This window comes from Bilifractor sp. LCP21S3_F8, from assembly GCF_052117805.1.
Classification (GTDB): Bacteria; Bacillota; Clostridia; order Lachnospirales; family Lachnospiraceae; genus Bilifractor.
Genome location: NZ_JBQKIK010000027.1, coordinates 33,169 through 48,881 on the forward strand (window position 1 = coordinate 33,169; position 15,713 = coordinate 48,881).

Here is a 15,713-nt window from a genome sequence, read left to right on the forward strand (position 1 = left end):
TGTACAAAAACCTCTGTGCTTCCTTTATTTCACCGTGAGGGGAATTCCGTAAACCACCTCTGTGACCTTGTCGGCCAGCTCTCCGAGCTCCTGATTCACCAGACCCATGAACTGCTGAAAAACGCGGGTGGCATTGTCATAGTCTACTCCGTCCGAATTGATCTCATTCGTGACGATGATCAGATTTGCGGCAATATCCATCAGATAATTGAAGCCGTCCAGCACGGAGTTGACCGCATGGATTCCCGATGCATCCGGCAGAAACATCTCATTCGCCACAAGGTTTCCAACATCCTCCAGCAGAACATTCGAATTCTCCGGAATTGCAGCAGCGGACAGATTCGTCGGACATTCAATCGTCTCAAAATTCATCGGTGCTCTGCGGTCACGGTGCTTCTGTATGCGCTCCGAATTCTCCGGATCAACGCCCGGAAACATCGTCGCGACATAGATTCTTCTGCCCTCACCGAGCTCCAGAATCTTCTGCTCCGCATAGGCGGATTTTCCGCTCCCGGCACCGCCGGTAATTAAATGGATCATTTCAACTCCTTATATGCTTCAATATCATCCTCCGCGAAGGTTGACATCCGGTCATACACCTCAAGAGCCATGTCCAGCACCGGGAACAGAACAACCGCTCCGGTTCCCTCTCCCAGACACATATCCGCGTGCAGCACAGGATCCTTTCCGAGCGTCTTCATCATCAGCTCCGCCGCCGGCTCGTGGGACATATGGGAAGCAATCATGTAATCCTTTGAGATCGGACAGATCTCAGAAGCGACAAGTGCCGCGACACCTGAGATAAACCCGTCGATCACTACCGGTATTCCTTCCGCCGCCCCGCCGAGAAAAACGCCTGCCATTCCCGCGATATCCAGACCGCCGATCTTTGCGAGAACATCCACCGGGTCCGACGGATCGGGCTGATTCACCTCGATCGCCCTGCGGATCGCGTGGATCTTGCGCTGTAATCCCTCCGATGTAAGGCCTGCACCCCGACCGGTCATCTTCTCTACGGGCTGCTTTAAAAAGAATGAGGCAAGAGCGCTGCTCGTCGTGGTGTTGCCGATACCCATCTCACCGGTTGCGAGAATCCGGTAGCCGTCTTCCTTCTTCTCGCGGACGAGTGCAATTCCCGTCTCCAGGGCCTTCACCGCTTCCGCGCGCGTCATCGCCGGTCCCTTTGTCATATTCTTCGTTCCGTAGGAAATCTTGCAGTTCCGGACAATCGTGTCCCTCGCGATACCGATGTCGATCGGAAAAATATCAGCTCCCGCCTTACGGCACAGAATTCCCGCCGTTGCCTTTTCCGAAAGGAAGTTCTCCGCGACCTGCGCCGTCACTTCCTGTCCGGTCTGGGTCACGCCCTCCTCCACGACGCCGTTATCGGCGCACATTGTAATCAGGCCCTTTTTGTCAAGCTTCACACGCGAGGTCCGCTGTATGCCGGCGATCTGTATAATCATATCCTCCAGCTTGCCCAGACTGTGCAGAGGATGTGCAATCGCATTCCAGCGATTCTGCGCCTCCTCCATGGCGCCTTTATCCGGCGCCTGTATCCGGCTCACCGTCTCCTCGAGGAGGCCGTCATACAGATTCAGTTTTCTCTCTTCACTCATTCCTCATGCCTCTGCAGTCAAAATTTATTTTCAGATGCCGAGCATCTTCCGGATAACGTCCTTCATCTCGCCGATTTCCGCAACGGTGCTGTGACGGATCGGCGCCGTCTTGATCTCCTCGATCGCTGCCGGAATCTTCACGCCCGATACTTCGTGCAGAGCGTCAAACTGCTCCAGATCCGTCATCGGATCATACTTCGCCGCGTCAATCGCGTGCAGAACATTTCTCGCGAACTTGTACGGACTCGCCGTGGAGGCGATAACCGTCGGTGTCGTATCACCCGTCTTCTTCTCATAGCGGTCATAGACGGTCGCGGCAACCGCAGTGTGGGGATCAATGACATAATGATCCTTTGTGTAGATCTTGTGAATCGTGGCAAAGACCTCGTCCTCCGCAGCGTATCCGCCCACAAAATCTGACAGCTTAGCCCTCATCTCCGGTGTGATCTCGTACCTGCCGCCATCAGAGAGCGCCTTCATCAGAGAAGCGGTCTTTGCGGCATCCCGGTCTGCGATCAGATAGATCAGCCTCTCCAGGTTGCTGGATACCAGAATATCCATCGATGGAGAAGAAGTCAGAATGAACGGACGGTTCCGGTCATAGATTCCGGTAGAGAAGAAATCAAAGAGAACCTTGTTCTCATTAGACGCACAGATCAGTTTGCCAACCGGGAGCCCGATCTGCTTCGCGTAGTACGCCGCGAGAATATTTCCGAAGTTTCCGGTCGGAACAACGACATTGATCGGATCTCCTGCCTTGATCACTCCGTCGCGGACAAGGGTGGCGTAGGCGTATACATAGTATGCCGCCTGCGGAACCAGACGTCCGATATTGATCGAATTCGCGGAACTGAACTGAATGCCGTGAGAAGCCATCTCCTCATTCATCTCCCGGTCACCGAAGATCTTCTTCACGCCGGTCTGGGCATCGTCAAAATTCCCCTTGATGGCAACGACATGCGTATTCTCACCCTTCTGGGTCCGCATCTGGCGCTCCTGAACCGGACTTACGCCGCCCTCCGGATAGAACACAATGATCTCTGTGCCGGGAACATCCTGGAATCCCGCCATGGCCGCCTTTCCGGTATCACCGGAGGTAGCCGTCAGGATGCAGATTTTGTTCGTGATATTGTTCTTTCTTGCGGCGGTAGTCATCAGATACGGAAGAATCGAGAGTGCCATGTCCTTGAAGGCAATTGTCTTGCCATGGAAAAGCTCCAGGAAATAAGCACCGTCCGCCTTGTGAAGCGGAGCGATCTCCGGGACATCGAACTTCGAATCATACGCGCTGTCAATGCAGCGGCGAAGCTCCTCCTCCGTATAATCCGTCAGAAAAAGAGACATCACCTCGTAAGCCAGATCTCTGTAGTTCATCTTCGAGAGATCCTCCAGAGAAACCCTCAGTTTTGGAAAACTGTCCGGAACATAAAGGCCTCCGTCGCAGGCAAGTCCGTTCAGAACCGCCCTGGATGCCGGAATATCCTTTTCGCCGCCCCTGGTGCTCTTGTAAAGAATCTGCATTTGTTTATTCCTCCTGTCAGATGGCTTCCGCCGTCTCGATAAACTAGGCCTAAAGAAAACAAGCGCGGAACCGGACAAGCGAAACCTGTCCGAAAACGCTAATATTAGTATTATAGCATAAGCAAACTTGAGTGTGAAGTAGAGAAAACCGCCGGCTGGAAACTGCGGATGCAGTCCGATCGGCGGTTTTCCCGTGCAATATGAAAGATGTATTCGTCTCCGGCGGTTTTCCCCGGTTCTCAACGGTTGTTGATTGCGGTAATCAGTGCGTCAATGGATGCCCGGATAATATCCGGATCTACCGCGGCGCCCCATGCCTGTGTGCCGTCCGGCTTTGTAATTCCGACATAAGCGATCGCATTTGAGCTCGAGCTCTTGGAAAGCGCATGCTCCTGATATGTAGAGAGCTGATACTCGAAGCCGTATGCCTTCTTCAGCGCATTGCTGACAGCGTCAAGACGTCCGTTGCCTTCAGCCACGGTAACACGGTAATCTCCGCTTCCGTTCTTCGCATTGACGCTTGCCTCGATCTGTCCGTCATCCAGCTGTCTGAAATGAACGCCGTGAACAGAAAGCGGCTCCTGAATATTTTCAAATTTTTCCTTGAAGAGGCTGAAGATCTCATCGGGCTGCAGCTCCTTGTGCAGATGATCGGAGAGATCCTTGGCCGCATATCCCATGGCCTCACGCATCTTCTTCGGGAGAATGAGGTCATAGTTCGTCTCAAGAACATATCCGACGCCGCCCTTTCCGGACTGGCTGTTGATACGGATGACATCCTTGTCGTAGCTTCTTCCGATATCGGTCGGATCGATCGGAAGATATGGAACGGTCCAGTGATCCGGATCCTTTTCCTCTCTCCAGTGCATGCCCTTTGCAATCGCGTCCTGATGCGATCCGGAGAATGCGGCAAAGACCAGCTTGCCGCAGTACGGACTTCTCGGATTCACTTCCATTCCGGTGAATTCCTCATACTTCCGGCAGATCTCCGGCATGTTGTCGAAGTGCATCTTCGGATCGGTTCCCTGCATATAGAGGTTCATCGCAAGAGTGATGATATCCACGTTTCCGGTTCTCTCTCCGTTTCCGAAAAGCGTGCCTTCCACGCGGTCCGCTCCGGCGAGAACTCCGAGCTCCGCGTCCGCCACTCCGCTTCCGCGGTCATTGTGCGGATGAAGAGACAGCATTACATTGTCGCGGTATTTCAGGTTCTTGCTCATGTATTCCACCTGCTGCGCGTAGACATGCGGCATGGAAAGCTCAACCGTACTCGGAAGATTAATGATCGCCTTCCTGTCAGCAGTCGGTTTCCACACGTCCAGAACTGCGTTGCAGACCTCAAGAGCATATTCCGGCTCTGTTCCGGTGAAGCTCTCCGGGCTGTACTCGAAGCGGTACTTCTCTCCCGCCTCCTCGGTCAGCTCCTTCAGAAGCCTTGCGCCATCGACAGCGATCTGCTTGATGTGCTCCTTATCCTTCTTGAACACCTGCTGTCTCTGTGCAAAAGAAGTAGAGTTGTAAACGTGAACAATCGCGTTTTTGCAGCCCTTCAGAGCCTCGAAGGTTCTCTTGATGATATGCTCCCTTGCCTGTGTCAGAACCTGAACAGTCACATCGTCAGGGATCAGATTCTCCTCAATCAGACGGCGAAGAAAAACGAACTCCGTCTCGGAAGCGGCCGGGAATCCGACCTCAATCTCCTTGAATCCAACCTCGCAGAGCATCTTGAAGAACTCAATCTTCGTATCCAGATCCATCGGAATCACAAGAGCCTGGTTGCCGTCACGCAGATCGACGGAACACCAGAGCGGTGCCTTGTCGATGGCATCCTTCTTCACCCAGTCATTGCACTCAACCGGCGGCATATAATACTGTTTCTGATATTTTCTGTAATTCATCATAGCTGCGTTCCTCCTTATGCTTCAAGATTCTTCAAGGTTTTCCAAAAAGCTTCACAACATCTCCGGATATCCGGGTAAAACAGGAGAAAAGAAAAAGCCTTACGTCTCCTGTCATTTGCAAGAGACGTAAGGCTGTTAATCACCTGAAAACTAACAGGAACCCTGCGCGGTACCACTCTTCTTCACGGTTTCCCGTGCTCTCATCCGGATACATGCATATCCTCACCCCTGTAACGGTGGGCTTCCGTCTGCGTCTAATCTCAGAGTATCTGATTTCGGGCAGCCACTCGGAGGGCAGTTCCAAAAGGACCTTCTGCTGCCTCACACCACCCGGCAGCTCTCTGAATTCCAGTCACTGATGTACTATTCCTCGTCAACGTATTTAACTGTTTTCTACCATAACATCTTGCCCGGAAAAAGTCAACCGCGGAAAGCAGAACGAAAATGCAAAAAATCAGCCAATTTTTTTCATCTCATCAAACACATCCGTGATCTCCTTCTCCGGAGCCGGAGTCAGAAGACTGACGATTACATTTACGAGAATCGCAACGATGAATGCCGGGAGAAGCTCGTAGATATTCCATGCTCCGCCGATCGGACGAACCGCATATTTCCAGACGAATACCATGATGCCGCCGCTGATCATTCCGAAAAAGGCTCCGTACTTGTTCGACCTTCTCCAGAACAGGGCCAGAAGAACGATGGGACCGAAGGTCGCGCCGAAGCCTGCCCATGCGAAGGACACAATGCCGAAGACAGAGCTGTTCGGATTCCAGGCGATTCCCACGCCGATCACGGCGATGATCGCGAGACTGAAACGGGCGATCAGCATCAGCTTTTTCTCATCCAGATCCAGATGGAAAAACTCATGGATGATGTTCTCGGATACGGACGAGGAAGCCGCGAGAAGCTGAGAATCAGAGGTGGACATGGTTGCGGCAAGAATTCCGGAAAGAACAATGCCCGCGAATACAGCCGCGATCACGCCGTGCTCACTCATAAGCGCGGATATCTTCACGATAATCGTCTCAGACGCGGATCCCTCCAGGAATGGAACGACGCCCGCCTTTGTCATGCCGAGGCCGACAATACCGATCAGAACAGCGATTCCCATGGAGATCACAACCCATACGGAGGCAACTCTTCTGGAAATCTTCAGCTTGCTGTCATCCTCAATCGCCATGAAGCGCAGCAGAATGTGAGGCATTCCGAAGTATCCGAGACCCCACGCAAGCGTCGAGATGATGGTCACGACGCCATAGGGGGAAGCCTTTCCTGCCGCCGCGTCATAGCTCTGCACCATACTGAAATAGCCCGGAAGAGACTTCGCGTTTGCGATAACCGCGTCCATTCCTCCCGCCTGGCTGATGCCGAAGATCAGGATGATGATCAGAGCAACCGTCATGACAATGCTCTGAATCAGATCGGTCAGGCTGGCAGCAAGGAAACCGCCGGTCAGCGTATAGGAAATGATAACCGCTGCGCTGATCACCATCGCGATGTGATAATCTACCGAAAACAGACTGGAAAAAAGCTTTCCGCACGCAGCAAAGCCGGAGCCGGTGTACGGAATAAAGAAAATGATAATGATGCATGCCGCGATCAGCATCAGCGCCCTGTGCTTATCCTTGTAGCGGTCTGAAAAGAAATCCGGAATCGTGATCGAACCCGTCCTGGCAGTGTAGCGCCGGATCCTTTTCGCGACGAGCAGCCAGTTGATATAGGTGCCCGCGGCAAGACCGATACAGGTCCACCCCACATCGGCCATACCGGACAGATAAGCCAGTCCCGGAAGTCCCATCAGAAGATAGGAACTCATATCCGAAGCCTCCGCACTCATAGCGGTCACAATCGGCCCGAGCTTTCTGCCCCCGAGGTAAAAATCACTGATATTCTCATTCTGTTTTGCCACCACGAATCCAATCGCCAGCATACCGAGCAGGTACACGATCATGACGATCAGAATTCCAACCTGTGAACTTGTCATTTCTCTCCCTCACTTCTTCATAAAATCCTGTAAAACACCTGAAAATATCCTGATATAAATACGGCTCGAAAATACGCAGCACAGGTTTCTGTCTGCAGCTTAATCCATGATACACACCAGCCCGAAATCACCCGCCGCGCATCTCAAATTAATCCTGCAATAGAATCATTACAAATTCGCATATATAGCATGAGATTTTCAAATGCATTGTGGAGAGTTTACCACATTCCAGTGGTAAACTCAATATCTCTAAGCAGTTTTTCTCCGATCGGATAGCTTTAAGCGGTTTTTCTCCGACCTGAATATCTGAATATCCGCAGGCATTTTTGTCCAAAGACAGACAGCAATGCAGTGACGGCAGGCAGCAAAAAGGCGTGAAGAGGTAATCTCCACGCCTTTTCCAAGAATAAATTTTATTCAGCTTCGCAGTTTCGAGTTGCTTCTTCCCAAACATTGCATCCACGTTTTGTATGAATTTAAAATTTTATATCAGCTTCGCAGTGCCGTTACCGGATCACTTCTGGACGCCTTCCGGGAAGGAATCAGGCCGGCAAACATGGTCAGCGCCACACTGAGCGCGATCAGCATCAGCGCCGCTGCCGGTGGAAGTGCCGCATGTATCTCCTGACCGGTCACACGCACAATCAGCGCATTGATCGGGATCGTAAGCAGCAATGTGACGCCGACACCGATGCCCCCGGCCAGGATACCTGTGATGAAGGTTTCCGCATTGAACACCTGCGCCACGTTGTGACGCGATGCGCCCATCGCCCGCAGGATTCCGATCTCCTTTCTCCGCTCCAGCACACTGATATAGGTAATAACCCCAATCATTATCGAAGAAACAACCAGCGAGATCGCGACAAAAGCGATCAGGACATAGCTGATGGTATCAATGATCTTTGTGACGGACGACATCATGGCAGTAACCATATCCGTGTAGGTGATCATCTTGCTGTCCTCGCCCTTCTTCTCCATCTGCTTATTGTAAGAGGTCAGGAGATTCACGACCTCATTTTTTGCCTTGAAATCCTTTGGATAAATATTGATTTCGGAGGGCTCGGCAGGATCGGCATAACCAAGAGAAGACAGATTGTTCTCCAGCGAGCTGCTGTTGCCCTGCATCATAGAACTCATCAGTTTCTGCAGCTGTCCGGCGTCCATGTTCGCCCGAAAGGCAGATGCCAGCTGGTCCGGATCGATCTGGAACATTTTCTCCATATTCCCGGAGATCGCGCTGACGGTCTGACCGAGCGCCTGTGAGAGCGCCTGCTGAAGCTGTCCGGTCATTTGCGTCATAGCCGATGTGATCGCACCTTCGATCTGCGCGGTAACCGCCTGAATCAGCGCGCTGACCGTGCTCTGAAGCGTATCCGAGAGGGCGCTCTGAAGCCCGCTTACATCAATCATCTGCCCCGCCGCATTCAGAAGAAGCTTCTGCGCATCCTCGGACTGCAGATAGGCAGCAAAAGAATCCGCGGCCTTAGACAGCTGCGGCGCGTCATGTTCACCCGCCCACTCGTCATAGCTCTTCGAAAGCGTCTCCGTCATGGAAGCTGCATCCCCGTCTGTGACCGTAAAGCGACTGAGCTTGTCTGTGATGACGGAAAAAGCTTTTCCGACGGTTTCCTCCGCATCCGGAGAGGACAGCCAGCTTTTGAAGCCGTCCGGACTCAGGGGATCATCGGACAGATTCTTCTGTACATATTCCGAATATCCTTCAAAAATCTCAGATGCCATTTGTACCACATCGTCCCGGGTAATGAGATTTTCCTTGTTGGCATCAAGAATCTTCTGCATTTCCGACTGAACCGCGGCTCTCCCCGTCTCCGACTGAAGATATTCCGCGAATGCGCTGCCAAGCTTCGTATAGTCGGTGGAAGGATCCTTCGAGATGCTTTCCAGATAGCCCTTCGCCGCCTCCTGAAAGAGACTCTGAAGCTGTTCCCCGGTCACATGCACCTGAACCTTCGAGAGAAGCCCCGGGAGGTCTACACTTCCGAGATCCGGCATCGCGTTCTGCATTGCCGACGGGTCAAGGCTTTCCTCCAGATTCAGATTGCTGAAATCCAGATTCTGAAGATTCAGGTTTTGAAGAATCTTGTTCAGATCCAGGCTGTCCGGCGAGATCGATTCTGCCTTCGACGAGAATGCCTTCTGAAGCGCGTCCCCGTCGATGGAAAAAAGCCTGCTTAAATCCAGATCGGACGAGACGTTCTCCTCGGAAAACTTCTTGCCTGTCAGTACATTGACTTCCGGATTCTTCAGCTGATCCTTTACGACCTCACTTTGAGCGGCCTCCTTCATCAGTTCTTCCTCCAGCAGCGGGGAGTAAGCGATCCCGGTACTCAGAGCCTCTGACATTGTTTCCTTCTTCGGCTGTACGATTCCCGTGATCGTCAGTTTCTTCCCGTTCTCCGCCAGTTTTTTCACAAAATCCCTGTCGTCGCTCTGGTCGGTCCAGACATTGTATGTATCATCACGGGTATAATAGTCACAGGCATTCACCAGCCGAAAACTCTTACCGAGAAAATCATCATAGGCATAGACAGCTTCCGCGCTTTCTGTGCTGCTGTCCTGTACGGCGCGATCCGAACCAGAGGAAACCACGGACCCGCTTCCGTCTTCTGTCCCGCTTCTGTCTTCTGCCCCGCTGTCAGACGTTTTCCTTACAACTGCCTTCGTGTCGTCCTTCTTTCCGTCCGCAAAATTCTCGATCCGCTGCTCCAGCTCCTTCCGGTCCCGAAGCCCCAGGGCATAGAGGATCACATCGCTGACCTCACCGCTTGAATTCAGAACCAGAGTCAGATCGGTATCTTTTTCCGGCCAGTGTCCCGCCTTCAGATCATAGGACTCCTGATAAAGCTCTTTCGACGTCGGAAGCTTGCTGAAAAGGTTCACGCTGAGAGAACCGGTCATCATCCCGGCAATGTCCATATTCCCCGAATCATCAGAAGAGAGGGAATCAAACAGATGATTCGGATTCAGCTGTTCGGCCGTGCCATCCTCCAGCGTATAGATCTGAGGCGTGATGCCGTAGTTGTACTCGATGGCATTCACATACTTCTGAATTCCACTTTCCCTGCTGTCCAGATAGCTTTTCAGAGCCCCCAGATCGTTTGTGCTTACATCCTTCAGCAGCCTTCCCGCCGTTTCATCCACACCAACCGCGTCGGTATAGGTCTTTGTGCCGCCTGATCCAAACATAGATCCCGGATCATCGCCCATGCTCTTCATCATAGAGGTCAGATCATATCCGGTCTTCTCAATCTGAAGCGGATACATCGCAAGCGTCTCTGCCTCCTGTGTCTGTATAAAGCGGTTCGCGCCGCTCGAGAGCGCAAGGATCAACGCGATGCCGATGATGCCGATGGATCCCGCGAAGGAAACCAGCAATGTCCTCGCCTTCTTTGTCCGAAGATTGTTGCCGCTTAAGGCAAGCGCGGTCAGAAAAGACATGGCGGCTTTTCCCATGTTCCGGTGAACCGGTGCTTTCTCCTCTCTTCCGGTTTCCGGCGGATTGGTGTCGGACAGAATCCGCCCATCCTTGATGGTCACTATCCGGGTGGCATACTTCTGCGCCAGATCCGGATTATGCGTCACCATAACGACCAGCCGGTCCTTTGCGACCTCCTTCAGAATATCCATCACCTGAATGCTCGTCTCTGTGTCAAGCGCGCCGGTCGGCTCATCCGCCAGTACAATGTCCGGATCGTTGACAAGCGCCCTTGCGATTGCCACCCGCTGCATCTGTCCGCCGGAAAGCTGTGAGGGTTTCTTGTGCTCCTGCCCGGCAAGTCCGACCCGGCGGAGCGCCTCCATCGATCTCTCCCGCCTCTCATTTCCGGAGACGCCCGAAATGGACAGTGCCAGCTCTACGTTGGCAAGCACACTCTGGTGCATGATCAGGTTGTAGCTCTGGAAGACAAAACCGATCGTGTGGTTCCGGTAGGAATCCCAGTCTCTGTCCTTGTATTTCTTCGTGGAAATTCCGTTGATCACCAGATCTCCGCTGTCATACTGGTCCAGACCTCCCACAATATTCAATAAGGTTGTTTTTCCGGATCCGCTCGGCCCGAGAACGGCCACGAACTCACTGTCCCGCAGATCGAGGCTCACGTGATCCAGTGCCTTCTGGACCAGATCGCCGGTTCGGTACTCCTTGCTGATATTTTTTATCTGAAGCATAAAATCAATTTCTCCCTTAATAAACGGCCCTGCTGCCAAGCCACCATTTACATCCGCAGCAATGTCCGGCAAGCCCTCCCCTGGCAAACTTCCCTGCTACAAAGCCGAAATTTACATAAATGACAATGTCCGGCAAGCGCAACTGCAGGGATCCGCCTAGCTTCGGTGCCACCATTTGAATCGTGCCTGATACGGCAATACGGTCATTTTATGCAAAACCACTTCGAAACGCAATGATCTTGTGCAAAAAATCCAGACCTGATGTTATCCGGAAACAGGGCTGCGAATTCATTTCTATATTTTTTATTTATCAAAATTCGATCACGTATACTATTTTTATATGGTTATTCAAAAGATTTCGTATTTGTGTTTTCTATACTTCCGGCGTACACTTCTATACAGCATAAGTCCTGTCGCCTGTAAGGCGCAAAATCGTGCAGCGTCTGATAAATGGACTCAATCATTACAGCCGGGACAGATTGACTCATTTCATTGTTATTTCATTATTTATAGAAAGGACTCATTTCATGAAACGACTCTGGCCTTATCTGAAGCGGCATCTGGCGGCGACCATCTGCGCCCCGCTTTTCAAGATGCTGGAAGCAACCTTTGAACTGATCGTTCCGCTGATCGTCGCAAAGATGATCGATGTCGGAATCGCCAACCGCGATGTCTCTTACATCATTCACAACGGAATCCTGCTGATCATACTCGGATTCATCGGCCTCGCATCCGCAATCACCGCGCAGTATTTTGCCGCAAAGGTCGCCACCAGCACCTCAACGATGATGCGAAATGACCTCTACGCACATATCCAGACACTTTCCTGGAAGCAGATTGACAGCATCGGGACCTCTACTCTGATCACGCGGATGACGAGTGACATCAACACCGTTCAGAACGGCGTCAACATGTTCCTCCGTCTCTTTCTGCGTTCACCGTTCGTCGTTTTCGGCGCCATGATCCTGGCCTTCACCGTCGATGTCCCGACAGCCGTCAGCTTTGCCATCATCATCCCGGTGCTGCTCTTTATCATCATGTCGATCATTCTCATCACGATGCCTCTGAACCGCAAGGTACAGTCGCAGCTCGACAGAATTCTCCGGAAGACCCGTGAGAATCTGCAGGGCGTCCGCGTCGTCCGCGCGTTCAACCAGCAGAAACGGGAGACCTCCTCCTTCGACAGCGAAACCGAACGGCTTTATCAGAAGCAGGTCCACGTGGGAAAAATATCCGCGCTTCTGAATCCCATGACCTATGTCGTCATCAACCTCGGCATCGTCGCTATTCTCTGGATCGGCGGCAAAAGAGTCAATACCGGCGCCCTGACACAGGGAAGCATCACCGCCCTGGTCAACTATATGACACAGATTCTCACCGAGCTGATAAAACTCGCCAATCTTATCATCCTGCTCTCCCGGGCAGCCGCATCCATGAACCGCGTGGACGATGTCTTCCGAATGCAGAATACACGGGCAGACGGCACGGTCGATTTCCCTGCCGGAGCAGACGGAGCCTCCATCGACTTCGATCACGTCACCTTTACCTATCAGGAAGGCTCCTCCCCCGCGCTCGATGACATCAGCTTTCACGCGGACGCAGGCTCCACCCTCGGCATTATCGGCGGTACCGGTGCCGGAAAGAGCACGCTGATCAATCTTCTTCCGCGATTCTACGACACGGACTCCGGATCGGTGTCCCTGAACGGGAAAAACGTCCGCGACATCCGCGAAAAGGATCTCCGCTCCAGCATCGGCGTCGTTCCCCAGAAGGCTGTACTCTTTCAGGGAACCCTTCGCGACAATATGAAATGGGGAAATGACGACGCCACAGACGAACAGATCTACAAGGCGCTCGATATCGCCCAGGCCAGAGAATTTGTAGACCAGAAGGGAGAGGGCCTCGATCTTCCGATCGAACAGGAGGGACGCAATCTCTCCGGCGGCCAGAAACAGCGCCTGACCATCGCCCGTGCCGTGGTGCGGGACCCGCAGATCCTGATCCTGGACGACAGCGCTTCCGCCCTCGATTTTGCCACAGACGCAAAGCTGCGGAAGGCCATCCACAACGACATCTCCAGACGTACCGTCATTCTCGTCTCCCAGCGTGTCAGCACCATCCGGAGCGCCGACCAGATTCTGGTTCTCGATGACGGAAGGCTGGCCGGAAGCGGGAACCACTTTGAACTTCTGAAAAACTGCAGCATATACCGGGACATCTGCCAGTCACAGATGACACCGGATGAAATTGAGCGAGATCTGAAGGGGCCACTTGAGAGCGAAGGCAGCCGGAAGAACACAGACGCGACAGCAGTCAATCGAAAGACACAGGACGCCTCGGCAGGCAATCAAAAGACACAGAATGAGAGTGACCCCACCCAGAAGGGATGTGAATAAAATGACGATAAACACAAAAGATCCGAAAAACGCGAAAAAAGCGATGCGCAAGAATACCCTCCTGCGGATCATCAGCTACGTGAAGCCCTACATGGGATTTGTGATCCTGTCCTTGGTCCTGGCCGTTCTGTCTGTCGCTCTGACCCTGCTGATCCCCATCTTCATCGGTAATGGTGTGGATCTGATCGTCTCAAAGGGACATGTCGATTTCGCGGGTCTGCTCCGCATCATCCGCAGAATCGTCATCTGCATCGCAGTGACGGCAGCTGCCCAGTGGACCATGAATCACATCAACAACAAAATCACGTACCTGATTGTTCGGGATCTGCGCAAGGAGGCCTTTCACAAGATTCACAGCCTGCCGCTCTCCTACATTGACGCGCATCCCACCGGCGATCTGATCAGCCGTGTCATCACAGATGTCGAGCAGCTTTCCGATGGAATTCTGCTTGGATTCACCAACCTGTTCACCGGTATCGTAACCATCGTGGGAACGATTATCTTCATGCTGACGCTGCAGCCCCTGATCACGCTCATCGTCGCGGTTCTGACGCCGCTGACATTTTTTGCCGCAAAATTCATCTCCGACCGTTCCTTCCGTTTCTTTAAAAAGCAATCGGAATCCAGAGGAAACCTGACGACGCTGACCAACGAGATGATCGGGAATCTGACCGTCGTCCAGACCTTCGGTCACGAGGCGGCCGCCCTGAAGGAATTCGAAAAACGCAGCCGGGAACTCGGCGAGAACAGCATGAAAGCCACCTTCTACTCGTCCCTGACCAATCCGACGACAAGATTTCTCAACACCCTGATCTACAACGGCGTGGTCATCGCCGGATGTCTGCTCTGCTTCCTGTCGCCCATCGGCTCCTCGCTGCTGACGATCGGAAAGCTGACCAGCTTCCTCGCCTATGTCAAGCAGTACAGCCAGCCGTTCAACGATATCACAAACGTGATCACAGAATTTCAGAACTCCGTCGCATCCGCAGGACGCGTGTTCGAGATGCTCGATGAGGAGCCGGAACCGGCGGATGATCCGGACGCCATTTCCATCGAACACGCAAAGGGCGCTGTTCAGATCAAAAATGTTGCCTTCTCCTATACGCCGGACCATCCGCTGATCGAGAATCTCAATGTGGATGTCGCGCCCGGCAGACGAATTGCCATCGTCGGCCCGACCGGCTGCGGCAAAACCACCATCATCAACCTGCTCATGCGTTTCTACGACGTAAACAGCGGTTCCATCTCCGTGGACGGTACCGATATCCGCAGGATCCGCCGCCTGAGTCTCCGCGACAACTACGGAATGGTTCTCCAGGACACTTGGCTGAAGGCTGGAACAATCCGGGAGAACATCGCGTACGGCAGACCCGACGCCACCGATGAGGAAGTCGTCGCAGCGGCGAAAAAGGCATACGCCCACAGCTTTATCCTCCGCATGCCCAACGGCTACGACACGGAAATCGAGGAAAACGGAGGAAACCTCTCCGCGGGACAGAAGCAGCTCCTCTGCATCGCCAGAGTCATGCTGAACCTCCCACCGATCCTGATCCTTGACGAGGCGACCTCCTCCATCGATACGCTCACCGAAATCCGTATTCAGAAGGCCTTCGATGAAATGATGAAGGGACGGACCAGCTTCGTGGTCGCGCACCGTCTCTCCACCATCCGGGACGCCGATGAAATCCTCGTCATGCGCGACGGCCACATCATCGAACAGGGCAATCATGAACAGCTGCTCGCAAAGAACGGCTTCTACAGCAGGCTCTACCACGCGCAGTTTGAGAGAAGCTGAATATTGTATCTGACTCCGTTGCGGCCGGATATGCTCCTGTGAACGTAAATAAAGAAGCTGGATGCGGCACCTGACTTTGCTGTTGCCGGATACTCCCCTTTGTACACGTAAATTAACAAAGACCTCTGTACGAGATTTGATGTTCTCATCAGAGGTCTTTTTACTATATTTTTCTACTAAATTTTTTCTGCTATATTTTACTGTATAGCCTAATAAGTTGTGGGGCCAAGCCCCATTAAAAAAGCGCAAAAAACCCCTATCCAATCTAAACGTGCTTTTATGGGGTAAAATATCAAATGCTATGCG

General features: G+C 52.7%; 8 protein-coding genes. 2 read left to right on the forward strand and 6 right to left on the reverse strand.

Annotation, left to right across the window (positions count from 1 at the left end):
* Positions 1–24: 24 nt before the first annotated feature.
* The 6 genes from ACTQ3A_RS11430 to ACTQ3A_RS11455 all read right to left on the reverse strand — a co-directional run bounded on the left by ACTQ3A_RS11430 (position 25) and on the right by ACTQ3A_RS11455 (position 11,216).
* Positions 25–540 (reverse strand): bifunctional adenosylcobinamide kinase/adenosylcobinamide-phosphate guanylyltransferase, encoded by a 516-nt coding sequence (locus ACTQ3A_RS11430; RefSeq protein ID WP_441494892.1) that lies wholly within the window; start codon positions 538–540, stop codon positions 25–27.
* Positions 537–1,619: a nicotinate-nucleotide--dimethylbenzimidazole phosphoribosyltransferase gene (cobT, locus tag ACTQ3A_RS11435; RefSeq protein WP_441494891.1), complete on the reverse strand. Its 1,083-nt coding sequence runs from the start codon at positions 1,617–1,619 to the stop codon at positions 537–539. The genes ACTQ3A_RS11430 and cobT overlap by 4 nt, the downstream gene beginning before the upstream one ends.
* Positions 1,620–1,649: 30 nt before the next feature.
* On the reverse strand, positions 1,650–3,140 hold the full coding sequence (gene thrC, locus ACTQ3A_RS11440) for a threonine synthase (protein WP_441100231.1): 1,491 nt from the start codon (positions 3,138–3,140) through the stop codon (positions 1,650–1,652).
* Between the two features lie 239 nt (positions 3,141–3,379).
* Entirely contained in the window at positions 3,380–5,041 is a 1,662-nt protein-coding gene (locus ACTQ3A_RS11445) for a 2-isopropylmalate synthase (protein WP_441100233.1), read from the reverse strand.
* A 454-nt stretch (positions 5,042–5,495) separates the two neighbouring features.
* Positions 5,496–7,028 carry a sodium/proline symporter gene (locus ACTQ3A_RS11450; protein WP_441100235.1) on the reverse strand — a complete coding sequence of 511 codons (1,533 nt, stop codon included), beginning with the start codon at positions 7,026–7,028 and terminating at the stop codon, positions 5,496–5,498.
* A 489-nt stretch (positions 7,029–7,517) separates the two neighbouring features.
* Positions 7,518–11,216, reverse strand: a complete 3,699-nt coding sequence (locus ACTQ3A_RS11455; protein WP_441494890.1) for an ABC transporter ATP-binding protein/permease — start codon at positions 11,214–11,216, stop codon at positions 7,518–7,520.
* Positions 11,217–11,743: 527 nt separating this feature from the next.
* Here ACTQ3A_RS11455 and ACTQ3A_RS11460 point away from each other — a divergent pair.
* Both ACTQ3A_RS11460 and ACTQ3A_RS11465 read left to right on the forward strand, forming a co-directional pair.
* Positions 11,744–13,612 (forward strand): ABC transporter ATP-binding protein, encoded by a 1,869-nt coding sequence (locus tag ACTQ3A_RS11460; RefSeq protein ID WP_441494889.1) that lies wholly within the window; start codon positions 11,744–11,746, stop codon positions 13,610–13,612.
* A gap of 1 nt (position 13,613) precedes the next feature.
* The gene (locus ACTQ3A_RS11465; RefSeq protein ID WP_441494888.1) at positions 13,614–15,407 is read left to right on the forward strand and encodes an ABC transporter ATP-binding protein; all 1,794 of its coding nucleotides are present in this window, start codon (positions 13,614–13,616) and stop codon (positions 15,405–15,407) included.
* The last annotated feature ends 306 nt before the right edge of the window (positions 15,408–15,713 follow it).

What these genes read in the sequence shown, in the direction of transcription:
- ACTQ3A_RS11430 (WP_441494892.1), bottom strand. Translation starts at nt 540, where the DNA reads ATGATCCATTTAATTACCGGCGGTGCCGGGAGCGGAAAATCCGCCTAT.
- cobT (WP_441494891.1), bottom strand. Translation starts at nt 1,619, where the DNA reads ATGAGTGAAGAGAGAAAACTGAATCTGTATGACGGCCTCCTCGAGGAG.
- thrC (WP_441100231.1), bottom strand. Translation starts at nt 3,140, where the DNA reads ATGCAGATTCTTTACAAGAGCACCAGGGGCGGCGAAAAGGATATTCCG.
- ACTQ3A_RS11445 (WP_441100233.1), bottom strand. Translation starts at nt 5,041, where the DNA reads ATGATGAATTACAGAAAATATCAGAAACAGTATTATATGCCGCCGGTT.
- ACTQ3A_RS11450 (WP_441100235.1), bottom strand. Translation starts at nt 7,028, where the DNA reads ATGACAAGTTCACAGGTTGGAATTCTGATCGTCATGATCGTGTACCTG.
- ACTQ3A_RS11455 (WP_441494890.1), bottom strand. Translation starts at nt 11,216, where the DNA reads ATGCTTCAGATAAAAAATATCAGCAAGGAGTACCGAACCGGCGATCTG.
- ACTQ3A_RS11460 (WP_441494889.1), top strand. Translation starts at nt 11,744, where the DNA reads ATGAAACGACTCTGGCCTTATCTGAAGCGGCATCTGGCGGCGACCATC.
- ACTQ3A_RS11465 (WP_441494888.1), top strand. Translation starts at nt 13,614, where the DNA reads ATGACGATAAACACAAAAGATCCGAAAAACGCGAAAAAAGCGATGCGC.